The sequence below is a fragment of the Streptomyces apocyni genome, from assembly GCF_009739465.1.
Classification (GTDB): domain Bacteria; phylum Actinomycetota; class Actinomycetes; order Streptomycetales; family Streptomycetaceae; genus Streptomyces; species Streptomyces apocyni.
Map to the genome: position 1 here is coordinate 153093 of NZ_WHOM01000068.1, position 22706 is coordinate 175798.

At 69.8% G+C, this 22706-nt stretch carries 21 protein-coding genes and 1 pseudogene; 8 read left to right on the top strand and 14 right to left on the bottom strand.

Translation table 11 applies throughout. From position 1 onward, the window contains the following. Positions 1-8: 8 nt before the first annotated feature. From GCN81_RS24525 to GCN81_RS24535, 3 genes are all read right to left on the bottom strand, one after another. Complete coding sequence (locus GCN81_RS24525; protein ID WP_156726635.1) at positions 9-1130, bottom strand: TIGR03364 family FAD-dependent oxidoreductase; 1122 nt, start codon at positions 1128-1130, stop codon at positions 9-11. A gap of 128 nt (positions 1131-1258) precedes the next feature. Next, positions 1259-2023: a GntR family transcriptional regulator gene (locus GCN81_RS24530; protein ID WP_156726636.1), complete on the bottom strand. Its 765-nt coding sequence runs from the start codon at positions 2021-2023 to the stop codon at positions 1259-1261. A 47-nt stretch (positions 2024-2070) separates the two neighbouring features. Then, positions 2071-2967 (bottom strand): hypothetical protein, encoded by an 897-nt coding sequence (locus GCN81_RS24535; protein ID WP_156726637.1) that lies wholly within the window; start codon positions 2965-2967, stop codon positions 2071-2073. A gap of 208 nt (positions 2968-3175) precedes the next feature. On the opposite strand from GCN81_RS24535, the gene GCN81_RS24540 reads away from it, so the two are divergent. Then, positions 3176-4270, top strand: a complete 1095-nt coding sequence (locus tag GCN81_RS24540) for a Gfo/Idh/MocA family oxidoreductase (RefSeq protein ID WP_156726638.1) — start codon at positions 3176-3178, stop codon at positions 4268-4270. Positions 4271-4331: 61 nt separating this feature from the next. Here GCN81_RS24540 and GCN81_RS24545 read toward each other — a convergent pair whose 3' ends face one another. The 4 genes from GCN81_RS24545 to GCN81_RS24560 form a co-directional block, all read right to left on the bottom strand. After that, complete coding sequence (locus GCN81_RS24545; protein ID WP_156726639.1) at positions 4332-5189, bottom strand: fumarylacetoacetate hydrolase family protein; 858 nt, start codon at positions 5187-5189, stop codon at positions 4332-4334. Positions 5190-5291: 102 nt separating this feature from the next. Beyond that, positions 5292-6074 (bottom strand): YidC/Oxa1 family membrane protein insertase, encoded by a 783-nt coding sequence (locus GCN81_RS24550; RefSeq protein ID WP_156726640.1) that lies wholly within the window; start codon positions 6072-6074, stop codon positions 5292-5294. Positions 6075-6223: 149 nt separating this feature from the next. Continuing rightward, positions 6224-6571 (bottom strand): DUF6412 domain-containing protein, encoded by a 348-nt coding sequence (locus GCN81_RS24555; RefSeq protein ID WP_231626938.1) that lies wholly within the window; start codon positions 6569-6571, stop codon positions 6224-6226. Between the two features lie 57 nt (positions 6572-6628). Beyond that, positions 6629-7522 carry a class E sortase gene (locus tag GCN81_RS24560; protein ID WP_407698015.1) on the bottom strand — a complete coding sequence of 298 codons (894 nt, stop codon included), beginning with the start codon at positions 7520-7522 and terminating at the stop codon, positions 6629-6631. Between the two features lie 107 nt (positions 7523-7629). Between GCN81_RS24560 and GCN81_RS24565 the strand changes: the two genes are divergently transcribed. Together GCN81_RS24565 and GCN81_RS24570 are read left to right on the top strand one after the other, a co-directional pair. Continuing rightward, the gene (locus GCN81_RS24565) at positions 7630-8649 is read left to right on the top strand and encodes an SEC-C domain-containing protein (protein ID WP_156726642.1); all 1020 of its coding nucleotides are present in this window, start codon (positions 7630-7632) and stop codon (positions 8647-8649) included. Between the two features lie 90 nt (positions 8650-8739). After that, positions 8740-11898 carry a DUF3427 domain-containing protein gene (locus tag GCN81_RS24570; RefSeq protein WP_197287767.1) on the top strand — a complete coding sequence of 1053 codons (3159 nt, stop codon included), beginning with the start codon at positions 8740-8742 and terminating at the stop codon, positions 11896-11898. An 18-nt stretch (positions 11899-11916) separates the two neighbouring features. Here GCN81_RS24570 and GCN81_RS24575 read toward each other — a convergent pair whose 3' ends face one another. After that, positions 11917-12582 (bottom strand): ATP-binding protein, encoded by a 666-nt coding sequence (locus tag GCN81_RS24575; protein ID WP_156726643.1) that lies wholly within the window; start codon positions 12580-12582, stop codon positions 11917-11919. Positions 12583-12762: 180 nt separating this feature from the next. On the opposite strand from GCN81_RS24575, the gene GCN81_RS24580 reads away from it, so the two are divergent. The 4 genes and pseudogenes from GCN81_RS24580 (at position 12763) to GCN81_RS24595 (ending at position 16461) form a co-directional block, all read left to right on the top strand. Next, a complete protein-coding gene (locus tag GCN81_RS24580; protein ID WP_197287759.1) occupies positions 12763-13611 on the top strand; it encodes a helix-turn-helix domain-containing protein in 849 nt (282 codons plus the stop codon). Continuing rightward, complete coding sequence (locus tag GCN81_RS24585) at positions 13608-13829, top strand: DUF397 domain-containing protein (protein ID WP_156726644.1); 222 nt, start codon at positions 13608-13610, stop codon at positions 13827-13829. The genes GCN81_RS24580 and GCN81_RS24585 overlap by 4 nt, the downstream gene beginning before the upstream one ends. Positions 13830-13974: 145 nt before the next feature. Then, a pseudogene (locus GCN81_RS24590) lies at positions 13975-14513 on the top strand (N-acetyltransferase family protein). A 268-nt stretch (positions 14514-14781) separates the two neighbouring features. Further along, positions 14782-16461: a vWA domain-containing protein gene (locus tag GCN81_RS24595; RefSeq protein ID WP_156726645.1), complete on the top strand. Its 1680-nt coding sequence runs from the start codon at positions 14782-14784 to the stop codon at positions 16459-16461. Positions 16462-16489: 28 nt separating this feature from the next. Here GCN81_RS24595 and GCN81_RS24600 read toward each other — a convergent pair whose 3' ends face one another. From GCN81_RS24600 to GCN81_RS24620, 5 genes are all read right to left on the bottom strand, one after another. Continuing rightward, complete coding sequence (locus GCN81_RS24600; protein WP_156726646.1) at positions 16490-16714, bottom strand: helix-turn-helix domain-containing protein; 225 nt, start codon at positions 16712-16714, stop codon at positions 16490-16492. Beyond that, positions 16714-17352: a DUF2975 domain-containing protein gene (locus GCN81_RS24605; protein ID WP_156726647.1), complete on the bottom strand. Its 639-nt coding sequence runs from the start codon at positions 17350-17352 to the stop codon at positions 16714-16716. The genes GCN81_RS24600 and GCN81_RS24605 overlap by 1 nt, the downstream gene beginning before the upstream one ends. A gap of 79 nt (positions 17353-17431) precedes the next feature. Further along, positions 17432-17971, bottom strand: a complete 540-nt coding sequence (locus GCN81_RS24610) for a GNAT family N-acetyltransferase (protein WP_231626939.1) — start codon at positions 17969-17971, stop codon at positions 17432-17434. 259 nt (positions 17972-18230) lie between these two features. After that, positions 18231-19181, bottom strand: coding sequence for a GlxA family transcriptional regulator (locus tag GCN81_RS24615; RefSeq protein ID WP_156726740.1), 951 nt, complete (start codon positions 19179-19181; stop codon positions 18231-18233). An 80-nt stretch (positions 19182-19261) separates the two neighbouring features. Continuing rightward, on the bottom strand, positions 19262-20605 hold the full coding sequence (locus GCN81_RS24620; protein WP_156726741.1) for a DUF445 domain-containing protein: 1344 nt from the start codon (positions 20603-20605) through the stop codon (positions 19262-19264). Positions 20606-20803: 198 nt separating this feature from the next. Between GCN81_RS24620 and GCN81_RS24625 the strand changes: the two genes are divergently transcribed. After that, on the top strand, positions 20804-22129 hold the full coding sequence (locus GCN81_RS24625) for an SGNH/GDSL hydrolase family protein (RefSeq protein WP_156726649.1): 1326 nt from the start codon (positions 20804-20806) through the stop codon (positions 22127-22129). 42 nt (positions 22130-22171) lie between these two features. Here the strand turns inward: GCN81_RS24625 and bcp are convergent, their stop codons facing one another. Continuing rightward, positions 22172-22639 (bottom strand): thioredoxin-dependent thiol peroxidase, encoded by a 468-nt coding sequence (gene bcp, locus GCN81_RS24630; protein WP_156726650.1) that lies wholly within the window; start codon positions 22637-22639, stop codon positions 22172-22174. Positions 22640-22706: the final 67 nt, after the last annotated feature.

Here is a 22706-nt window from a genome sequence, read left to right on the forward strand (position 1 = left end):
CAACTCGCTCACCATCCCAGTTCGTTGGCGGTCGTCTCGGCGATCACCGGAGAACAGGTCATGCCGCGCCCGCCGGGCCCGGTGACCAGCCACACCCCGTCGCGTACCTGCTGGCGGTGCACCACTCGGGTGGTGTCCACGCACTGCGCGTACACCCCGGCCCAGCGGCGGCGGATCTTCGGCAGCGGGCGCCCCAGGAAGGACGCGACGACCTCGGCGAGGTGGTCGTACGGGTCCTCCAGTACGTCGAACGCGAAGGGGTGCTCGTACGCGTGGGTGTCGCCGATGGTCAGTCCGCCGTCGCGGCGCTGGACCATGAGGAGCTGCATCTTGTACGCGGCGGCGGTCGGCGTCTGCGCCTGGACGGCGGCGAGTTCGTCGAGCGCGGGCGAGCGGTACGCCGGGTAGTAGCGGAAGCTGTCGGCGTCGGCGACGGAGGTGGTGAGCGGTTCGCCGAGCGGGTCGGTCTGCATCATCTGGAGCCGGACCCGGCGTACGGGCAGGTCCGGGGCCAGCTCACGGACCAGGCCGCCGAGCGCGGCACCCGTACACAGGACCACGGCGTCACCGGTGTGCACCTCGCCGTGGTCGTCCCGTACCGCGCGCTCGCCGATGACCTCGCGGACTTCCCTGCCAGGCAGGAACGTATAGCTGCCAGATGCCAGCAAGGCCTTACGGAGAGCGAGTTGGGCGGTGCGCGGTTCCACGGCCGCGTCCCGCTCGCACCACAGGGCGCCGGTGAACTCGCCGCGCAGCGCCGGGTTGACCTCGCGCGCCTGGTCGGCGGTGAGCAACTCGTAGCCGCGTGCCGCCGCGTCGTCACGGGCCAACGCGGCCTCGGCGACGGCGCGTTCCCGTTCGTCGCGTACCAGGGTGAGCGAGCCGTTGGCCCGGAAGCCCAGCGCGGGGACGCGTGCGCCGATGCTCTCCCACAACTCCCGGGCGCGTAGGGCGGTGTGCAGCTCTTCACCGCCCGCCCGGCCACTGACCCATATCTGACCGAAGTTGCGCAGACTCGCTCCGCGGGCCTCGGCCTCTCGCTCGATCTGGACGACCTGATGGCCGCGTTCGACTGCGTGCCAGGCGTGCAGGGTTCCCACCACACCGGCTCCTACGACGATGACTCTCACGGCGGCAACGTTCCTCGGAGCCGGTGGCCCGCCGGGGGCCGGTCGCCAACGGGTCGGTGAACGGGCACCCAAATTCGGCCTAGACCCGTTATGTTTCTGTGATCAAGCAGGGCATCTCCTCGGCCTAGCTAGCCCTGCCGTCCCAGGCGCGCCGTAAAGCTGAAGCGGTCGCCGCGGAACAGCGTGCGCACCCGCTCCAGCCGCTTGCCGTCCGTGTCCCGTGAGGTGCGGTGGATCAGCAGCATGGGAAGCGCGGGCGGGGTACCGATCAGCAACGCCTCGCGCGGCGTCGCGAGGACGGTCTCGATCCGCTCGTCCGCGTCGCCGAAGGCGATCCCGAGCCGGTCGTGCAGGTAGGAGTAGAAGGACAAGTCGGGTGAGAACTCGACGTCGAGCCGCGGCACCCGGTCCACGGGCACGTATGTGCTCTCCAGGCCCACCCGCTCATCGTCCGCGAGCAGCACCCGCTCCATGTGCCATACGGGGCGGCCGCGTTCGACGCCGAGCTCCTCGGCCAGCGCGTCCTGGCACGGGAAGCGGTCCAGGGAGATCAGGGTGCGCCCCGGGCTGAGTCCTTGGCGGCGTACGCCTTCGGTGTAGCTGGCGAGGGCGAGCGGCTGCTCCAGCTTGGGCCCGGCGACCACGGTGCCGCGGCCGTGCCGCCGTAGCCGCCCTTCCAGGAGCAGGTCACGCAGGGCCTGCCGTACGGTCTCCCGCGCCACCTCGTAACGCAGGGCGAGTTCGCGTTCGGTGGGCAGCGTCCCACCCTCGCCCAACTCGTCGAGCAGGGCGGCGACCCGCGCCTTCACCGCGTAGTACTTGGGGATGCGGCCGTGCTCCGGGATGCCTGCCCGCACCGGTGCGCCGGGGTGCTGGTCGTTCGGGTAGTCCACGGGGGGCACTGTAGGCGGTGATCGGAAACGGTACGGAAACGGCCGGTTCAGCGCCTCTGGAAGCGCGAGGTCCGTACGACCAGGGCACCGGCGCCGACGAGGAAGGCGCTGAGGGCGGCCCAGGCCCAGACCGCGAGCGGCGGGCCACCGGGGCCCGTATCGGCGAGCTGCGTCGGCGGGTGCTCCGCGCCCGGTCGGGAGCCGGTGCGATCGTCGCCGTCCTGGTCGCTGCCGCTTTCCTCGCTCTCGCTGGCGCTGCCGCCTTCCTCGCTCTCGCTGGCGCTGGGGCTTTCGCTGGCCTCGCGGTCGGTGATGGTGAACGGGTAGGCCTTGGACTGGCCGACCCAGTCGCCGTCGTCGTCGCGGCGCTGGATCAGCGCGGCGCGGGCTACCACCTGGTGGGGCCAGGTGGTCGGGGCGAACGCGAGGCGCACCGGCACGTCCACGGTCTCACCCGGCGCGATGGTGAAGCCGGGGAAGCCGTCGTCGAAGACGCCGATGTTCTCGTCCCGGTCGGTGTGCTCGAAGGTGACGGGCCGCCAGCGATCGCCCTCGCGGAACTCCAGCTTCGGCTGGCGGGGGTCCAGGGTGCGCTCCTCGTCGACGAGTACGAGGATCGGGTGGATGTTGTCGCAGGTGGTTTCGGTGGTGTTGGTGAGCGCGACGGTCCACCGCTGAGCGGCCGCTCCCGGGTGATACGTGTCCGGCTCGCCCTCGATGCTGGTCGTGACGGGGAAGTCGTCGTCGCCCTCGGCGGTGAGGCACTCGGCGGTGGGCTGCGCGGTCAGCCGGTCTCCGTCAACCTGTCTGCCTGCACCGGCAGCCTGTCTGCCTGCGTCAGCGTGTCTGCCTCCGTCAGCGGCGGCGACTGACGGCGCGGCAGCCGTGAGGGGGGCCGTGAGCGTGGCGGCGAGGCAGAGGACGAGGGCGCTGCACAGTCGCATACAGAGAGGGCCTTTGCTGATCGCGGAACGGGCACCTTTCGTGATGCCCGAGACCCTGCCACGCGTGGGCCGCCGTTCCGGTACACCATGCCCCTGTTCGTCCGTTCAGATACCGAATCTCCCACGATCAACGTATTTCCCACCCACTCGGTTTGGCGGACGGCACCGCCCCCGCTCATCCCCCACGGCGCCTGCTTAAGTGGCACCCATGAGTGCTGCCTCCCCCACCCCACCCCCGCTCCGTGTCGGTCTGATCGGCTACGGCCTGGCGGGCTCCGTCTTCCACGCCCCGCTGATCGCCGCCGTCGACGGCCTTGAGCTCGATACCGTCGTCACATCGAACCCGGAGCGGCAGGCCCAGGCGCGGGCCGAGCACGGCGACGACCTGCGCTGCGTGGCGTCACCCGACGCGCTGTGGGACCGGGCCGACGCACTCGACCTGGTGGTCATCGCCTCCCCCAACAAGACCCATGTACCGCTGGCCCAGGCGGCACTCAAGGCGGGCCTGCCGGTCGTGGTGGACAAGCCGCTGGCGGGTTCGGCGGCCGAGGCGCGGCAGCTCGGGGCGCTCGCGGACGAGCGGGGGCTACTGCTGTCCGTGTTCCAGAACCGCCGCTGGGACAACGACTTCCTCACCCTCCAGCGGCTGATGGCCGACGGCGAGCTCGGCGACGTACAGCGCTTTGAGTCGCGGTTCGAGCGGTGGCGGCCGCAGCCCAAGGGCGGCTGGCGTGAGTCGGGCGATCCGGAGGAGATCGGCGGGCTGCTGTTCGACCTGGGCAGCCATGTGGTCGACCAGGCGTTGGTGCTGTTCGGCCCGGTTGCCTCGGTCTACGCGGAGTCGGACGTACGCCGCCCGGGAGCCGAGGCCGACGACGACACCTTCTTCGCGCTCACGCACACCTCGGGCGTGCGCTCCCATCTGTACGTCTCCGCCACGACCGCCCAGCTCGGCCCGCGTTTCCGGGTGCTCGGCTCGCGGGCGGGGTACGTCAAGTACGCGCTTGACCCCCAGGAGGCGGAGCTGCGCGAGGGCAAGCGTCCCGGTCGTCCCGGTGAGGACTGGGGCGTGGAGCCGGAGGAGCGGTGGGGCCGGGTCGGCTCGGGTGAGTCCCCGCTGACGGGTGGCGGCCGCGTGGTTCCGACGCTGCCGGGTGACTATCCGGCGTACTACGCGGCGATCGTCGCGGCCCTGCGCGAGGGCGGGCCGAACCCGGTCACGGCGACGGAGGCGGCGGCGACGCTGGCGGTGCTGGAGGCGGCGCGGGAGTCGGCGCGGGCGGGGGTGACGGTGGCGCTCTGAGCGCGAACAGAGTTCGGGCAGAGTTGGGGGAGTGTGGGGCAGCCCCACACTCCCCCGCCCCTCAGGCCTGCTTGAGCTCCTGCCGCTGGCGCCCGAGACCTTCGATCTCCAGCTCCACCACATCGCCGCCGCGCAGGAACGGCTTGGGCTCGGGCTGCCCCATCGCCACACCCGCGGGCGTACCGGTGTTGATCACATCACCCGGGTACAGCGTCATGAACTGGCTGACATAGCGCACGACCTCCGCGACCGGGAAGATCTGGTCGCTGGTGTTCCCGTCCTGCTTCAGCTCGCCGTTGACCCAGAGCTTCAGCCCGAGCGCCTGCGGGTCGGGTACCTCGTCGGCGGTCACCAGCCAGGGCCCCAGCGGGTTGAACGTCTCGCAGTTCTTCCCCTTGTCCCAGGTGCCGCCGCGCTCGATCTGCCACTCCCGCTCAGAGACGTCGTTGGCCACCGCGTACCCGGCGACATGCGCGAGCGCCTCGTCGGCCGAGTCCAGGTAGCGAGCGGTGCGCCCGATGACGACGGCGAGCTCCACCTCCCAGTCCGTCTTCACGGACTTACGCGGGACCAGCACGGTGTCGTTCGGCCCGATGACCGTGTCCGGGGCCTTGAAGAAGACGATCGGCTCGGCCGGGGTCGCCGCGCCGGTCTCGGCCGCGTGATCGTGGTAGTTCAGCCCGATGCACACGACCTTGCCGATCCGGCCGAGCGGCGGACCGATCCGCAGCCCTTCGGCGTCCAGCGCGGGCAGCGTGCCCGCGGCGGCGGCCTCTCGCACCCGGGCCAGCGCGGACGGGTCGGAGAGGAGCTCTCCGTCGATCTCGGGAACCAGTTCCGACAGGTCGCGCAGGACACCGTCCTGGTCGAGCAGCGCCGGGCGCTCAGCCCCCACCGCTCCGACTCGCAGCAACTTCATTGTTCACACTCCCCTGGTCACCACTGGGGCCGATGGGGTGCGGCCATCGGAGGGTGGTTTGGCTGATCCTCCAGGTTGGCTGTCCACTCCGCAAGACCCTGTTCAGATAGCGGACCGAGGTGCGGTGTCAGCGGTCGGGTTGGTCGGGTAGAGGATGACGCGCTCGACGGCGCTCCAGGTGGTGCTGGTCACCACGTACAGGGCGGCCGCGAGCGGGACGACCGCGACGGTGATGAGCGTCAGGAAGGACATGAGCGGCAGCACCTTCACCAGGGCGGCGGGCATACCGGGCATGCCCGGCCCACCCGATCCGCCCGGCCCCTGGCCGATGGGCGCGGCCTGCGGTGCCGCCAGCTGTGCCCTCGTACGCCGATAACCGAACGTCGCGACGGCGGCGACCAGCGCGAACAGCACCAGGTACACCACACCGGGACCGCCCAGCACCCCGCCATCGGCGAGCGCGTCGGTCCAGCGGCCGCCGAGGGGTGCGGTGAAGAGGGAGTGCCCGAGCAGGGCGTTCGGCTCGCCGCCCATCTCCGCACGGGAGAACACCTGGTACATGAGGAGGAACGCCGGGAGCTGGAGCAGCCCCGGCAGGCACCCGGCGAGCGGCGAGACCTTCTCCTTGGCGTGCAGCTCCATGACCGCCTTCTGGAGCCGCTCGGGGTTCTTGGCGTGCTTCTCGCGCAATGCGGCGAGCTGCGGTGCGAGTTGGGCACGGGCCCGCTGGCCGCGGGCGGAGGCGCGCGAGAGGGGGTGCACGGCCAGGCGTACGGCCATGGTGAACAGGACGATCGCGGCGGCGGCCGCGGAGGTGTGGAAGACGGGCTGCAGCAGGTCGGCGAGGCGCGCGACCAGGTCGGCGAAGCCGCTGAGTACGGACATGGGTGAGCCCTCCGGGGGTCTCGTCGTGCCGGATGAGAAGGGATCGGCATGACGACCACGAGAGGAGGCGGTACGTACGGTACGTGCGGTACGTACGGTACGTGCGGTATGTGCGGTATGTGCGCTACGTAACGTGCGGTGAACGTCCCCTACGCGATCGTCGGGACGAGCCGCCCCGGCGCTCGGGGACGGGGGCGCCCGGAGGCGTCGGGATCGCGCTGCGGGAGGAAGGCGGTACGCCGCTCACGGTCGCGGAGGGTCGTACGGACCCACGCCGACGGCACCACCGGGACACTGCGCGAGGCGATGACGGCGCAGGCGACCAGCGCGGTCCCGGCCGCGGCGGTGGCGGCGAGGGCTACGGCGGCGGAGAGCCCACCGCCGTCGGCGACGAGGACCTGGGCCAGGAGGAACAGCAACAGGGCGGCAGCGGACACGGCGCGCAGCGCTTTCCACCGACCCAACACGAGCCCCTCCCCCTGCCTACATCCGTTCATCCGTTCGTCCACCCTACCGGGCCTGCCCGGCCGACCTGACCTACCGGGTGCCCGGCCCTAACCCCTGGGCGTCACGGACGTCAACTTCCCCCACACCACCAGCCGGTACTTGGACGAGTACTCGGGGGTGCAGGTGGTGAGGGTGAGGTAGTACCCGGGCTCGCGGTACCCGTACCCGGACTTCACCTCACTGCGCGGCACGTCCGCGATCACGCTCCGGTCGCGGGGGAGGGTCTCCGGCAGGGTGCGGTCGACGGCGTACGCGTACACCGCCTCCCGCGTCTCGACGGTCAGCTCGTCGCCAGCCCGCAGCCGGTTGATGTGGCGAAAGGGCTCGCCGTGGGTGTTCCGGTGCCCGGCGAGGGCGAAGTTCCCGACGCGGCCGGGCTGGGCGGTGCCGGGATAGTGACCGGCGTACCCCTTGTTCAGGACGCCCGCCTTGCTGACGCCCTCCGCGACGGGGATACGGAGGCCGAGCCGGGGGATGACGAGAATGGCGTACACCTGATCAGAGCGGGGCGTGGGCGCGGCGCCCTGGCCGCTGGGGCGGCGACTCTCACGGCGAACAGGCGCGTCCCCCACGGAAGGAGAAGGAGATCGCCCCTCGGGGGAAGCGGCACCAGAGGAACCCCCCGAGGAAACCAAAGGCGCCCCCTCCCGCCCGTCCCCCCTCTCCCACTGCCCCTCCAGGGCCCTGACCTGACGCGCGGCGCCCTCCCGCGCCTCCCAGTTGGTCCACCACACCTGATGCACCACAAGCAACAGCAGCACCACACCCACCGTGACCGCGACCTCAGCCGCGCCCCAGAGCCCCCGCGCCCACCCCGAACGCCGCCACCGCGCACGCCCCCGCTCAACCACCACCGGAACCCGCTCGCGCTCGCGCACGCCCGCTCCCTCCACCGGCGGGCACGATAAACGCTGCCCCCACAAACAACCAGGCCCAGCCACCCCCAACCAGGCCTAACCCGGCCTAACCCGGCCCACAACCCCCAGCCCCGCCCCAGGACCGGAACGATCCTGCACTCAACCCCACCCACCGCAGTACGGTGTCTCTCATGCGCCCCGACACGCCTGCCGACCACACAGCCGAAGCCGAGCGCCTGCTACGCACTGCGGCGCAGTACCCCGAGGACGTCGAGCACCTGCTGCTCCAGGCGGCCGCCCACTTTGAGCTGGCCGGTGAGCGCGAGCGGGCCACCACGCTCTACGACGACCTCCTGGCCCGCCCGGCCGACGCGACCCGCGAAGCCTCCCTGATCCGCGCCTTGAAGGCCGCGAACCTCTGGGAGTACGGCCACGAGGCGGAAGCCCGCGCGATCATCGACGGCCTGCGCGCCACGGCCCCCCGCTCCCCCGCCCCCTGGGTGATCATCGCCGAGTCTCTGGAGTCCCACGACGAACTCCAGTCGGCCCACGAGGTATTCACAGAAGCCACCACCCTCCTCCTCACCACACCCCCCACCGCCGACCGCACCCCCAAGGAAACCCACCCCCTCCTCTACGGCCGCCACCGCGTACGCCGCCTGCTGGGGCTGGACCACGACGCCTGGGACGCCCTGGCGGACGAGATCCACCCCTCCCCCATCCCCCTGGACGAACTCCACGACCCCAAACGCCTGTGGTCACTCGGTTCCGAGAACCCGGTCGAACTCCGCGCCGAGATCGCCCGCCTCCGCGCCGAACTGGGCACCTACCGCGAGGCCCTCTCCCGCCCGTTCCCGGTAGCGGTCCTGCACTGGCCGTCCACCGAACTCACCGAACTCCTCACGGCGTACCCGACCCTGGCCACCGAGTACCCGTCCCACGCCGAACACTTGGCGACCATAGAAGCGTCCCTCCGCGAACTAGCCGCCTCCGGAACCCCCAACCTCGGCGTCGTCACCGCGACAGTCCCCTCCTACGAGGCCTTCGCCGCCTCAGAGTCAACATCCCCCGCGGACCCAGACCTCCTCCCCCAATACGCCACAACCCTGGCAGCCCGAGGCCGCGCAACCCCCTGGCCCCCAGAGGGCAACTGCTGGTGCGGCTCGGCCCAGCCCTACGCTGAGTGCCACGGGCGCCCCGAGACGCTGTAGCACGATCGACGACCACTTCCACCTCCTCGTTTGTCAGTGGCCCCTGCTAGAACTGAGACACGGCAACGGGTGACGACCGAGGGGGACGATGTGGCTCAGGGGGCGGACGGCGGCACGCACGCGGTGGCGGGCATCTACGAGAAGCTCATCACCACCGAGTTGCGGGGGCGGATAGAGCAACTCGAAGCCCAGGGCTGGAAGGCCGTCGACGCTGAGGTCGGCGAGGACTCCTCACCCGATGTGCTGGCGCGCCACATCGCCGAATCCGCCCGCCACCGACTCGGTCTCCTCCCGCCTGCCAAGCGAGTCGCAGCGGCGAACCAGATCATGGACATCCTGGCCGCGAGCGCGCCCGACGCGGACTCCGACACCGCCACCGAGCGCATCGCCGACGGCCCACGCCAACTCCTGGCCCTCGCCGAGCAGGAAGCGCCCGGCGTATACGCGATGCGGCCGCTGACACCCCTCTCCGAAACCGCCCTCCTCACGAACTCCCCCCAGGACCCTAGCCTGGGCGCCGAGTTGCGTGCCGAGCTCGCCACCGCCAACCGCATCGACCTGCTGTGCGCGTTCGTGAAGTGGTACGGCATCCGGGTCCTGGAGGAGTCGCTGCGCGCGGCCAAGGAGCGCGGGGTACCCATCCGGGTCATCACGACGACCTACCTCGGCGCCACGGACCGCCACGCCTTGGACCGTCTCGTCCGGGAGTTCGGCGCCGAGGTACGGGTCAACTACGAGATCCGGTCGACGCGCCTGCACGCGAAGGCGTGGTTGTTCCGACGGGACAGCGGCTTCGATACCGCCTACGTAGGAAGTTCGAACCTGTCCAGGGCCGCGCTACTCGACGGACTGGAGTGGAACGTCCGGCTGTCCTCCGTGGCGACCGGCGCGGTGCTGGACAAGTTCGAGGCCACCTTCGACGCGTACTGGAGCGACAGCGCGTTCGAGGAGTACGACCCGGACCGGGACGGCGAGCGCCTGAAGACGGCCCTGGCCAAGGCGGGAGGAGGCGGGTCCGCCAAGGACCTCCCCCTCAACCTGTCCGGCCTTGCGGTGCACCCACTCCCCCACCAGCGGGACATGTTGGAGCGACTCCGCATTGAACGGGAGATCCACGGGCGGCCTCGCAATCTCCTCGTCGCGGCCACCGGTACGGGCAAGACGGTCATGGCTGCCCTGGACTACCGGGCCCTGCGCAAGCAGTACGGCGGACGGAATCCCCGGCTGCTGTTCGTGGCTCACCGCAAGGAGATCCTCAGACAGTCGCTGAGGACGTACCGCGAGGTGCTCGACGACGCTTCCTTCGGTGAGCTGCTCTACTCCGGGGAGCGACCCGCCGACTGGCAGCATGTCTTCGCCAACGTCCAGTCACTCAACGTCCAGCGCCTGGAGCAACTCGACCCCGCCCACTTCGACATCATCGTGATCGACGAGTTTCACCACGCCAAGGCGAAGACATACGAGCGCGTCCTGAAGCACTTCACCCCAGACCAGCTGCTGGGTCTCACGGCCACCCCTGAGCGGATGGACGGGGTCAACGTGCAGGACGAGTACTTCGACGGACGCATCGCGGCCGAACTGCGCCTCTGGGAGGCGCTGGAGAACGACCTGCTGTGCCCGTTCCACTACTTCGGCATCCCAGACGGCACCGACCTCACCCGCCTGGGCTGGCAGTCAGGCAGCTACGACCGGCACGAGCTGAGCAACGTCCTCACAGGCAACCACGCCCGCGCCCGGATCGTGCTCAAGCAGATCGCGGACAAGATCTCCGACCCGGCTGCCATGCGGGCCCTGGGATTCTGTGTGACCAAGGCCCATGCGCACTTCATGGCGGCGTGCTTCCGCGAGGCCGGGTTCCAGGCCACGGCCCTGGACAGCGAGTCACCCGCCGAGGTGCGAGAGGCGGCGCTCGCCGCCCTCAAAGCCGGGAAGCTCCAGGTCATCTTCTCCGTCGACCTGTTCAACGAGGGCCTCGACATCCCGGACGTCGACACCCTGCTCCTTCTCCGTCCCACCAACAGTGCGACGGTCTTCCTCCAGCAGCTCGGGCGCGGCCTTCGACGTACCGACAACAAGCCCGTGCTCACCGTGCTGGACTTCATCGGCCAGCATCGTGCGGAGTTCCGCTTCGAGAACCAGTTCCGCGCTCTGACAAACCTTTCCCGGGGACGGCTAGTCCGGCACATCGACCAGGACTTCCCGCAGCTTCCCTCCGGCTGCCAGATCGTCCTGGAGGGCAAGTCGAAGGACTTGATCCTCAAGAACATCCGCACGCAGCTGAGGACGGACGTCGGAACCCTGGCCAAGGAGGTCAAGGCCTACGGCATCCCGCAGCTCGATGCCTATCTGGAGGACAGCCACCGCGACATCAAGGAGCTCTACAAGAACGGGACGTCCTGGACCACCGTTCTGCGCAGAGCGGGGCTCATCGACACCCCGGCCCCGGTTGGCGAGCAGGAACTCCTCAAGCGCGTCTATGCCTTCCTGCACATCGACGACGTCGAGCGGGCCGATGCCTATCTGCGCCTCCTCTCGGACGACGCTCCGCCCTACGAGGCCCTGACCTCGGGCGAGCAGGCCTACGCCCGCATGCTGTTCTTCAACCTCTGGGACAAGGCCGGAGGTTTCTCCAGCTACCAGCAGGGCCTTGACTCACTCCGCGACCAGCACGCCCTGCGCGACGAACTACGCCAGGTACTGTCGTACGTGCGCACGCGCATGGACCACTTCCCGCTCCCACTCGATGGCCCACACCGCCACCTTCCTCTGAAGATCCACAGCACCTACAACCGCTCCGAGATCCTGGCCGCACTCGGAGTAGGACGCCTGGGCGGCCAGATGCCGGGCTCCTTCGCCTCCGGTGTTCTCTGGGCCGAGGGGCCGAGAACAGACGCCCTGCTCATCACCCGAGAGAAGGACGACAGGGACTTCTCCCCGACCGTCCGGTACAGGGACTACGCGATCAGCCCCACGCGCTTCCACTGGGAGTCGCAGAGCACAACATCGGAGACCTCGCCCACAGGCCTGCGCTACCAGCGGCATGCCCAACAGGGCAGCCACATCCTCCTCTTCATGCGTCGCTACAAGTACTCTGACATCGGCAGCGGCAAGCCCGAGCCGTGGATGCTCCTGGGCCCGGCCACGTACATATCGCACACCGGCAGTAAGCCCATGGCGATCGCCTGGGACTTGCACCACCCGCTACCCGCCGACGTGTGGACGTACTCGGCCACGATCGCCGCGAGTTAGATCGGGTCGCCGCGTCGCTCATTCGGCGACGGCCTGCTCCAGCTCGCCCTCGAAGCGCACCTGAGCCCGGTCCAGGGCCTCGTCCGGATCACAGCCGTGGGCGCGGAGCCAGTGGAGGATGTCAGAGATGAGATCAATCGCCGCAACTTCGGCTACGCCCAAGCTCAGCCGACCGGAGGAGCTGGGCGGACGCAGTCGGCGGGCGCCCCCGTAAAGCGAAAGACACTCCTCGGCCTGCGTCACTCGCGGCCCGCCTGTGTGGCCGTTCGGTGACGTCAGCTCGGTGGCCAGCTCACACCACACCACCTTGCTGTTCTCCCGGAGAATGACGCCCCACCGGTCGGTGATCACATCGATCGTCGACATTCCGCGCCCTGCCTCCGCGTCACACGCCACATCGAGCAGCGTGGGCAAAGCGCGCGCGTCCGGGTCGTGCATCTCGATGCGTAGGTAGGTATCGCGCATGGAGACCGCGAGTGTGGTGGGCGTGCCGACGCCCACATGGTTGATGACGTTCGCTGTTAGCTCCGAGACGCAGAGCTGCGCCATGTCGACCAGTTCCGGCAACCCCCACAGGGTCAGATGCAGCCGCATCACCCTGCGCAGGCCCGCGACCTCACTCGCCTCGGCCTCAAAGTCCAGGTCCCAGGCCTTCCGCCTGACACAGTCGTTCGCGTAGGTCACCTTCGCCAACCTCCCACACAGCTGCCGCACGCCACGTGACGATCCATCACTCTCAGTGCGAGAATCCCATCGGCGAATCCCTTCATGCAATGTGCACAACGGGATTCCCCCCATTGAGTGATTGGCGATCCAGCCCTCTTCCGATGAGATGGAGCTTCCGCTACGGAACGAGGAGTTGCAGTGGCCGGTTCACCCACCGCACGGCGCCGCAGGCTGGCGATCGAGCTCAAGAAGCTCCGTGAGGCGAACGACCTCACCTGCAACCAGGTGGGCAAGGAGTTGGACTGGAGCGGCTCCAAGGTCAACCGCATGGAGACCGGCCAGGGACGCGTGCAGCCATCCGACGTGGACGCGCTATGCCGGTTCTACGACACCTCGGACGAGCTCCGCGAACTGCTCAAGTCCCTTGCGAAGGAGTCGAAAACGAAGGGGTGGTGGCATGCCCACGGTGATGCCGTGCCCTCGTGGTTCTCCGTGTACGTAGGTCTGGAACAGGCAGCTTCGAACCTGCGGAGCTATCAGGGCGAATTCATTCCTGGGCTGCTACAGACGCCCAACTACGCTGCGGAACTGAGCCGCGGCTGGGTCGACCACACGCCTGAGGCGATTCAGCGCATGGTCGATGTCCGCATGCGCCGCCAAGAGCTGTTGATGGGCGCTAGCGCTCCGGACCTCTGGGTTGTTGTGCATCAGAGCGCGCTGCTGCATGTCGTCGGAAACCGTGAAGTGATGACGGGGCAGCTCGAAGGTATGCTGGAAATGGCAAAGTTGAGGAACGTGACGGTTCAAGTCCTACCCTTCGATGCGGGCTCCTACCCGACGACTGGTTCGTTCACCGTCCTCGGCTTCCCGGACCAGGAGGACCCGGACATGGTGTACCGAGAAGGACTTACAGATTCCGTCTATCTCGAGCACCCCGTGGACGTGGACCTCTACGGGAAGGCGTTCGACCATCTCAGGGCCCTAGCTCTAAGCCCACAGCGGTCGACCCTACTGATCAAGAGAGTGATGGAGGAGCACCCCCGATGACGCTGCCCCCAGCCACCAAGTGGCGGAAGAGTAGCTACAGCAATGGCATGGGCGGCGAGTGCCTGGAGATCGCCGAGGCCGCCCCGCACCTGGCCGTACGCGACAGCAAGGTGCCCCACGGCCCACAGCTCGCCTTCAGCGCATCCGCCTGGGCCGGATTCGTGGACGCTGTCCAGGCCGAGGGCGCCTTTGAGGGAGTTGTCCCCAGGAACAGATGATCGGCCGGTAGCTACTGGCCGTCGACAGGGCGCTTCGCGCACCCATCGCCGGGCCGCCACGATGTCGGGGGCGGTGCCCACCCGTTCGTACGGGAAGCCGTCCGTTGGCGGAGGCGCGTGGCTCGGTTGGTTAGGGTGCGGCCCCATGGAGACGGTGATGTTGAGCGCGCCCGAGCTGGATGAGGGGTTCGTGGGCGAGGCGCGGCGGGTTCTGGGGGATCTGGTGCGGGGTGGGGCCGCGTTGGGGTGGGTGGAGCCGCCGTCCGTGGGTGAGGTGGCTGAGGTGCTCGGGCGGGTGCAGGCCGGGGTGCGGGCGGGGGATGCGTCGCTGCGGGCCGCGTATGTGGAGGGGCGGCTTGCCGGGTTGGTTACTGGGTGCGGTACGCGCGGCCCACGCATCGGCCGCACGCCGATCTGGAGAAGGTCGCGGTGGCTGAGTGGGCTCAGGGGCGCGGCATCGGGCGGGCGTTGACCGCCGCGCTGGTGGACGACGCGCGGCAAGCGGGGGTCGAGGTGCTGACGCTGGACGCCCGTGGGGACAACGCGCACGCGCTGCGGCTCTACCGGACGCTGGGGTTTCGTGAGTACGGGCGGCTGCCGGACTTCGTGGCGGTGGGTGAGCGGCGGTACGACAAGGTCTTCTGCATGCTGGGTCTTCGGCGCGGGTGCGAGAGTGAGAGCTAGAGCGAGAGCTAGAGCGAGCGCGCTTACGCCGGGTCGGGGTGGGGTGGGGTGCGCTTGTGGCCGCCTGTCGGTCGGTGGTCATCAGTGACTGTGCGACTTTGAGACAGCTGGGCGGCCGAATTGCCGGACTTCTGTGTCCTGAGCTCTCTCATCAACGTCGGCTATCCGTTGTGGTTGCCGTAATGAGATCCACTCGCAACTTGGTGTACCGCTCCATTCGGGTGCTTCCCGCGTCAGAGTCACGAGACGTCTGAACTAGGGGGCACACATGGGATACCAGGAACGCACTCGGGCACGGGGGCGGCGGATGCGCGGCTCGTTGGTGGCTGGGGCGCTCGCGGCGGTGATGCTGGTCAGCGGCTGCTCCGGTGCCGGGGACAACTCCGCGAACCGAGGCAGCGACAAACGCGGCGGGTCCGGGCCGGGGCCCGCGCCCGCCCAGCCGACGGACGGTGGCCCCGCTCCCGAGTCCGGCCAGGATGGTGCCGAGCGGGATATCGCCCCGTCGCCGGACTACCTGTCCACGTTCGCGCTGGACGTGGACACCGCCTCGTATGGCTACGCGCGCCGCTCGCTCAGCGAGGGGCGGTTGCCGGAACCGTCGACCGTACGGGCCGAGGAATTCGTCAACAGCTTCCGTCAGGGCTATCCGCAGCCGAAGGGCAACGGCATCTCGGTTTCGGTGGACGGCGCGCGTCTCGGCGGCGGGGAGGGCGAGGGCAAGGGCGAGGGGGACTGGTCGTTGGTGCGGGTGGGGCTCGCTACCAAGTCCGCGTCGAAGAGCGGGGCGCGTCCGCCCGCCGTACTCACCTTCGTTATCGATGTATCCGGTTCGATGGCCGAGCCAGGCCGTCTCGACCTGGTCCGCAGGTCGCTGAAGACCATGACGGGCCAACTGCGCCGGGATGACTCGGTCGCCCTGGTCACCTTCGATGACAAGGCCAGGACCGTCCTGCCGATGACCCGCATCGGCTCCGGCCGGGACGAGGTCCAACGGGCCATCCGCGAACTGGAAACCGGTGGTTCCACCAACCTCGACGCGGGCGTACGCACCGGATACGGGCAAGCCGTCGACGGCCGCAGGCCCGGTGCGACCAACCGGGTCGTGATCCTCTCCGACGCGCTGGCCAACACCGGTGAGACCCACGCCGACGCGATCCTCGAGCGGATCGGCAAGGCCCGCAAGAGGCACGGGATCACGCTCTTCGGTGTGGGTGTCGGCAGTCAGTACGGCGATGCTCTGATGGAGCGCCTCACCAACAAGGGGGACGGGCACACCGCTTACGTCGCGGATGACGAGTCCGCCCGTAAGGTGTTCGTCGAACAGCTCCCCACCAACGTCGAGTTGCGCGCTCGCGACGCCAAGGCGCAGGTCGCCTTCGATCCGGAGACCGTCGAGGAGTTCCGGCTCATCGGCTACGACAACCGGCGGGTCGCCGACGAGGACTTCCGCGACGACCGCGTGGATGGCGGCGAGGTCGGGCCGGGGCACACGGTGACCGCTCTGTACGCGGTACGGCTCAAGGGCAAGGGCGGCGACGGCCACGTCGCCACCGCGACCGTACGCTGGCTCGACCCCCGTACCCGGGCCCCGCACGAGGAGTCGGCGCGGATCGAGGCCGGGGCTCTGGACGGGCGGTTGTGGGGCGGCGCCGACCGGCGGTTCCAGGTGGCGGCGGTAGCCGCGTACTTCGCGGATGCGCTGCGGTCGGCGGGTGGCGGCAGCGGCGGCAGCTATCAGCCGAAGAACGGTGGCTCCGTGTATGACGAGGGGCCCGGCAGCTCGGCGTACGACGGCGAGCCGGGCCCGCCGTCCGGCTCGCTACCCGGTGCCATGCCGCTGAAGAGGCTGGCGGACCGCGCCTCCGACCTGGCGGACGCGTCCGATGAGCGCGAGGTGCGCCAACTGGCCGATGCCGTACGCCAAGCGAGCAAACTCCGGGACTAGGGCGACGACGGGAGTTTGAAGACAGGGCCTAGTCGTCGCGGACGCTGAGCAGGTCCCCGGGCTGGCAGTTCAGTTCGCGGCAGATCGCGGTGAGGGTGCGGAAGCGGATGGCCTTGGCCCGGTCGTTCTTCAGGACGGAGAGGTTGACGACCGTCACGCCGACCCTGGCCGCCAGTTCGGCCAGGGTCATCCCGCGCTCCGCGAGCAGCTTGTCCAGGTGGACCTGGACCCGGTGCTCGTCCTCGGGTGGCATCAGACGAGCCCTTCCGTGTCGGCGCGCAGCTTCGCGCCGCGCCGGAAGGCCTCGCTCAGCGCGAGGATGAGGAAAGCGAGCAGAACGAACTCGCCGGTGAAGGTGACCGAGAGCAGTACGTGTTCCGCCGCCACGGTGCCGTTCACCAGCATCTGATTGGTGAACGCCACGAGCAGCGGGTCGAGCACGGCCAGCACGAGCAGAGTCACGCCGATGACGCTCAGCCGTCGGATGTTGCGCGGCGCGAAGACATCGCCGCCGCGCAGGGTACGGGCGATCTGGAACACCAGCAGCAGGATGAGGACGAGCAGCACACTCCCGACCAGCTCAGGCAGCACGAGCAGCAGGCGCTGGCCCAGGCTCGGGTCGGCGATGACGAGGTCGGCGTGGTGGGTGCCGGTCAGCGTGAGCGTGTCGCCCTGCGCGGAGCTGGCGAGGGAGTCCGTCACGGCGTCCGGCACCCGTGTGGCGACCTCCGTCTCCACCGCGCGGGTGTCCGCCGGGTCCATGAGGCCGATGACGCCGAGGACCGGGAGCAGTACGCCGAAGACGCCGACCAGCAGCGTGGCCAGGCCCAGGCCCAGCTCAAGCACCCGGCTGTCGGTCCGGCTCCAGCTCCACCGCGACTTCGTACCCATAACTCCCCTGCCACCCAGTCAGCCAACATATCGCTTATCGATAGTATCGATAAGCGATATGTTGGCTGTCAAGTACAGGTCACGCCGCCGCCGGGTGCCCCGGCGCCAGAAACACCAGCACCTCGTTCGACGCGTCCGGCAGCGGTGCCACCTCGCGCCAGCCCAGGCGGCGGTAGCTCGCCACCGCGTCCTCGGCGCGGCGGGCCATCAGCACCCAGGCCCGCCCGTCCGGGGCGTCACCGGCGAGCTCGGTCAGCAGGGTGCGGCCCACACCCTGGGGGCGGGCGTGGCGGCGCACGGCGAGTTCGTCGAGTTCCAGCGCGCCGGACAGCAGCTCGCTCACGCGGCGCGGGCCGAGTTGGGCGACGACCTTGGCGTGATTGCGGGTGTCCGGGAGGCGGTCGGGGGTGAGCCAGGCGGTGGCGAAGCCGTCGATGCCCGATCCCGACTGGGCCAGTGCCGCACGGAAACCCGGGTGCCTGGCGCTGGCGCACAGGCGGTAGTGGAATCGCTGAATGCTTTCTTCACCCTCGTTCCACGGCGGGGCCGAGAAAACCTCCGCGTAGGCGTCCACCAGGTCGTCTGCGAGGTCTAGGACGGAGGGCCCGTAACAGATCACCTGTACCGCTCCTTGTTCCGGTCGATCGGTGTCAAACACTCTGCCCGAAACTTCGCCCTGATGGTGATGTGAAAGGGTGCGGGTGGGATGCGGGAGTTCGTCCGTGATCTTCAACTGGCTTGACGCAAAGTCGAGATGAGCTTTGGACATGTGCGGGGCGCGCGGGATGCGCGGGCCTGGGCGGCTCCTCGTTCCGCCTTCCCGGCCCGGGCGTGTCGCGGCCGAAAACGATCGGCGGGCAGGGGGATCCGGCGAGGGGTTACGTCGCAGCCGACGGGCCCCGGTGAGCCGACGGGCCCCGGAACGTAGCCCGGTACGCCCGTGGCGTCACCCCCAACGACGCGTGGAAGTGCTGCCGCAGGGACACCGCCGTACCAAAACCCGCCTCCTCGGCGACGCGCTCCACCGTACGGTCGGTCTCCTCCAGCAACTGCCGGGCCCGCTCGATCCGTTGCCGGGTCAGCCACTGCATCGGCGTGAGCCCGACCTCCTCGCGGAAGCGGCGGCTGAAGGTACGTACGCTCATCGACTCGCGCGCCGCCAGCTCGCGCAGCGTCAACGGCTGAGCGAGCTGGTCCAGGGCCCAGGCGCGGGCCCCGGCCGTCGACGACACCTCGGGCTCGGCGACCGGGCGCGGGATGTACTGCGCCTGGCCGCCTTCCCGGTGCGGAGGCACGACCGTACGGCGGGCCACGTCCGCGGCGATCGCCGCGCCGAAGTCGCGGCGGATCATGTGCAGGCACAGGTCGATGCCCGCGGCCTCGCCCGCCGACGTGAGGACCCGGCCCTCGTCCACGTACAGCACCCCGGGGTCGACCTCGACGGCCGGGTACCGACGCGCGAAGAGGTCCGTGGAGAGCCAGTGCGTGGTGGCCCGCAGTCCGTTCAGCAGGCCGAACTCCGCGAGCACGAACGCACCCGTGCAGATGGAGGCGATCCGGGCCGCGTCCCCGACCCGCCCCAGGGCGGCGGCCAGGTCGGCGGGCAGGCCTCCGTTCTCGCCGAAGTACTCGTCCTCCTCGTGGGAGGCGGGGACCAGTACGGTGTCCGCCGCGGCCAACGCCTCGGGGCCGTGCGCCGCGTACACGGGGAAGTCGGCGTCGGTACGGACCAGGCCCGGGGTCAGGGCGCAGGTGGTCACCGCGTACAGCCGCTCACCGCCTAGCGATCTGGCCTCGCCGAACAGCTGGTGCACCAGGCCGAGTTCCATGGGCAGCACACCATGGCGGACCAGCACGGCGACCCTGTGCACAGGGCCCGACAGCTGTGCGGCGCGCGCGGGTTCCACGGCTACGCCCCTACCGCCGTCACCACCGTATAGATCACCAACCCCGCCAGCGCCCCCACCACCGTCCCGTTGATCCGGATGAACTGCAGGTCGCGCCCAATGTGCGCCTCGATCTTCCGCGAGGTGTGCTGGGCGTCCCAGCCCGCCACCGTGTCCGTGATCAGCGAAGTGATCTCGCTGCGGTACGTCGTCACCACATACGCCGCCGCATCCTCCACCCAGCCCTCCGCCTTCGACCGCAGCCGCTCGTCCGAAGCCAGCCGCGCGCCCAGCGACATTAGTCCGGCCCGTACCCGCAGCCGCAGTTCGCTCCGCTCGTCCTCGGACGCGGCCACCAGCATCTGTCGTACGTTCGCCCAGGACGAGGCGATGATGTCCTGCACCTCGCCACGCGCCAGCACCTCCGACTTCAGCCGCTCGACCCGCGTCCGGGTCTCGGTGTCGGACTGGAGGTCGGCCGCGAAGTCGGCGAGGAAGCGGTCCAGGGCGCCGCGGGCCGGGTGTTCGGGCATGTCGCGCATCTCGGTGACGAAGCGCACCAGTTCCTTGTAGACGCGATCGCCGACCTTCTTGTCCACGAACCGCGGCGTCCAGCCGGGGGCACCGCCCTGCACGGCGTCCAGCACCTGGTCACCGTGCTCGATCAGCCAGTCGTGCGCCCGTGCGCAGATCAGGTCCACCACGCGCCGGTGCCCGCCGTCCTCAACGATCTTCTCCAGCGTCCTGCCGATCCCTGGGGCGACCTCGACGGCGTCGGCCCGCCGCGTGATGGCCTCACCGACCACCGCCTGCACATCGGAGTCACGCAGCACCGTCAGCGCGCCGCGCAGGGCCGTCGACAGCTCGGCCGTCACCCGGTCGGCGTGCTCGGGCTGGGACAGCCAGGCACCGAGCCGACCGGCGATGCCAACCGAACGCAGCCGCTCGCGTACGACGTCCTGGGACAGGAAGTTCACCCCGACGAAGTCCCCGAGGGACTCGCCGAGCTGGTCCTTCTTGGTCGGGATGATCGCGGTGTGCGGGATGGGCAGGCCCATCGGGCGCTTGAACAGCGCGGTGACCGCGAACCAGTCGGCGAGCGCGCCGACCATTCCGGCCTCGGCCGCGGCGGCGACATACCCCGTCCAGCCGCCCGCCCCGGCGCTCTGCGCCCACTTGGCGAGGACGAACACCACCGCGACCAGGACCAGCATTCCGGTCGCGGTGGCCTTCATCCGGCGTACCCCGCGCCGCTTCTCCGCGTCCGCGGGAGTGTCCGCGTGCATGGGGCCCGGGTATGCCTTTGTCGACGAATACGTCGAAGACGTCGAAGATGACGTCGACGCCTCTGCTGTCTCTTCTTCCATCCGCTCCACCCCCGCATTGTCCCTACCTCAGCTACTCCTGGAACGGTCCATGAGTTCCCTGCGTCTGATCAGACGCAGTCAGACGCAGTCAGACGCAAGTCAGACGCAGGGGGCGAGCGGCGACCTCCGGCGGCATACCGCAAAATGGGATCGTCAAACGGAGCCCCGGGCTCCCTCAGCCCGAGGAGATACACCCGCATGACCCGGCGCCATGGCTACGCACTGCTTGCCGCGCTCGCGGCCATCGTGGTGCTGATCTCCGCCGCCATATACGTCGGATTCGCGGGCGACACCAGCTCCCGTGACACCCTGCACCCGGCCCCGCGCACCCCCGCCGGAAGCGCGGACCCCGCCTCGTCCGGCACCTGGGTCGGCACCTGGTCCGCGTCCCCCGCCGGAGCCGAACCAGACAGCCAGGCGGGCTACCCGGGCAAGTCGATCCGTAACGTCGTGCACACCAGCTTCGGCGGGACCCGCGCCCGCGTCACCCTCTCCAACCTCTACGGACAGCAGCCGCTCACCCTCACCCACGCCTCCATCGCCGTGGCCGAGGGCCCTGACACCCCGGCCGCCGCCCGCGGCACCCTGCGCCGCCTCACCTTCGGCGGCAACCACTCCGTGGTGATCCCGCCGGGGCGGCAGGCGCTCAGCGACGAGGTGCGACTGCGGGTACCGGCCGACGCCGACCTGCTGGTCAGCACCTACGCACCGGCCCCGTCGGGCCCGGTCACCTACCATCGGCACGCCCGGCAGTTCTCGTACATGGCCCCCGGCGACCGCGTCGCGGACGGACCCGGCGGCAGCTACATCGAGCAGAGCCCGTACTGGCGCTATCTGACCGCCGTCGACGTGCTGACCCAGGACGCCAAGGGCGCGGTCGTCGTCATCGGGGACTCGCTCACCGACGGCGTCACCTCCACCGTCGGCGCCAACGCCCGCTGGACCGACGTCCTCGCGGCCCGGCTACGCGACGAGCCGGGCGCACCCCGCTACACCGTCCTCAACCAGGGCATCAGCGGCAACCGCATCCTCTCCGACGGCCCCCGCCGCCCCGGCCGCCCCGCCGACAACCCCAGCGGGCTGTCCCGCTTCGAGCGCGACGTACTCAGCCGCAGCGGCGTCCGGTGCGTGGTGATCGCCCTCGGCGTCAACGACATCCTGCGCAACCCGCACCGGACCGACCCCGGCGAGATCACCGCCGGTCTGCGCGAGATGACCCGGCAGGCGCACGCGCGCGGCCTGCGCGTCGTCGGCGCGACCCTGATGCCGTTCGGCGGTCACCGCGGCCACACGCCGCGCCTGGAGGCCGTACGGGTGGCGGTGAACGACGAGATCCGCGCGGGCCGGGTCTTCGACGCCTACGTGGACTTCGACCTGGCCCTGCGCGACCGGTACGACCCGCGCAGGCTGCGTGCCGAGTACGACTCCGGCGACCATCTGCACCCCAGCGACGCGGGCTACCGCAGGATGGGGGAGGCCCTCGACCCCAGCCTGCTCAAGGGGACGGCGCCTGCCGAACTCTGAGCCGGGCCCCTAAGCGACTCAGCGACTAAGCGACTCAGTGACTCAGATGCCGAGGTCCTTGATGATCTTCGCGACGTGCCCGGTGGCCTTCACGTTGTAGAACGCGTGCTCGACCTTGCCCGCCTCGTCCACGACGATCGTGGACCGGATGACACCGGTCACGACCTTGCCGTACAGCTTCTTCTCGCCGAACGCGCCATACGCCTCAAGGGTCTCCTTCGACGGGTCGCCGACCAGCGTGACCCTCAGGTCCTCCTTCTCGCGGAACTTGGCCAGCTTCTCCGGCTTGTCCGGCGAAACCCCGATCACGTCGTAGCCCGCGCTCGCCAGCACGTCCAGGTTGTCCGTGAAGTCGCAGGCCTGCTTGGTGCAGCCCGGGGTCAGCGCGGCCGGGTAGAAGTAGACGATGACCTTGCGACCCTGGTGGTCCGCGAGAGAGACGTCCTTGCCGTCCGCGTCGGGCAGGGTGAAGGCGGGGGCGGTGTCACCGGGCTGTAGGCGCTCGCTCATCGGGGGTCTCCTCGCTCAGGGGTGCCGTACGGGCACAGGCGCTCTGGTCTGGCGCTCTGGTCTGGTC

What these genes read in the sequence shown, in the direction of transcription:
- GCN81_RS24535 (WP_156726637.1), bottom strand. Translation starts at nt 2,967, where the DNA reads ATGCGACTGTGCAGCGCCCTCGTCCTCTGCCTCGCCGCCACGCTCACG.
- GCN81_RS24540 (WP_156726638.1), top strand. Translation starts at nt 3,176, where the DNA reads ATGAGTGCTGCCTCCCCCACCCCACCCCCGCTCCGTGTCGGTCTGATC.
- GCN81_RS24545 (WP_156726639.1), bottom strand. Translation starts at nt 5,189, where the DNA reads ATGAAGTTGCTGCGAGTCGGAGCGGTGGGGGCTGAGCGCCCGGCGCTG.
- GCN81_RS24550 (WP_156726640.1), bottom strand. Translation starts at nt 6,074, where the DNA reads ATGTCCGTACTCAGCGGCTTCGCCGACCTGGTCGCGCGCCTCGCCGAC.
- GCN81_RS24555 (WP_231626938.1), bottom strand. Translation starts at nt 6,571, where the DNA reads ATGAACGGATGTAGGCAGGGGGAGGGGCTCGTGTTGGGTCGGTGGAAA.
- GCN81_RS24565 (WP_156726642.1), top strand. Translation starts at nt 7,630, where the DNA reads ATGCGCCCCGACACGCCTGCCGACCACACAGCCGAAGCCGAGCGCCTG.
- GCN81_RS24585 (WP_156726644.1), top strand. Translation starts at nt 13,608, where the DNA reads ATGACGCTGCCCCCAGCCACCAAGTGGCGGAAGAGTAGCTACAGCAAT.
- GCN81_RS24595 (WP_156726645.1), top strand. Translation starts at nt 14,782, where the DNA reads ATGGGATACCAGGAACGCACTCGGGCACGGGGGCGGCGGATGCGCGGC.
- GCN81_RS24600 (WP_156726646.1), bottom strand. Translation starts at nt 16,714, where the DNA reads ATGCCACCCGAGGACGAGCACCGGGTCCAGGTCCACCTGGACAAGCTG.
- GCN81_RS24605 (WP_156726647.1), bottom strand. Translation starts at nt 17,352, where the DNA reads ATGGGTACGAAGTCGCGGTGGAGCTGGAGCCGGACCGACAGCCGGGTG.
- GCN81_RS24615 (WP_156726740.1), bottom strand. Translation starts at nt 19,181, where the DNA reads ATGGAACTCGGCCTGGTGCACCAGCTGTTCGGCGAGGCCAGATCGCTA.
- GCN81_RS24620 (WP_156726741.1), bottom strand. Translation starts at nt 20,605, where the DNA reads ATGGAAGAAGAGACAGCAGAGGCGTCGACGTCATCTTCGACGTCTTCG.
- GCN81_RS24625 (WP_156726649.1), top strand. Translation starts at nt 20,804, where the DNA reads ATGACCCGGCGCCATGGCTACGCACTGCTTGCCGCGCTCGCGGCCATC.
- bcp (WP_156726650.1), bottom strand. Translation starts at nt 22,639, where the DNA reads ATGAGCGAGCGCCTACAGCCCGGTGACACCGCCCCCGCCTTCACCCTG.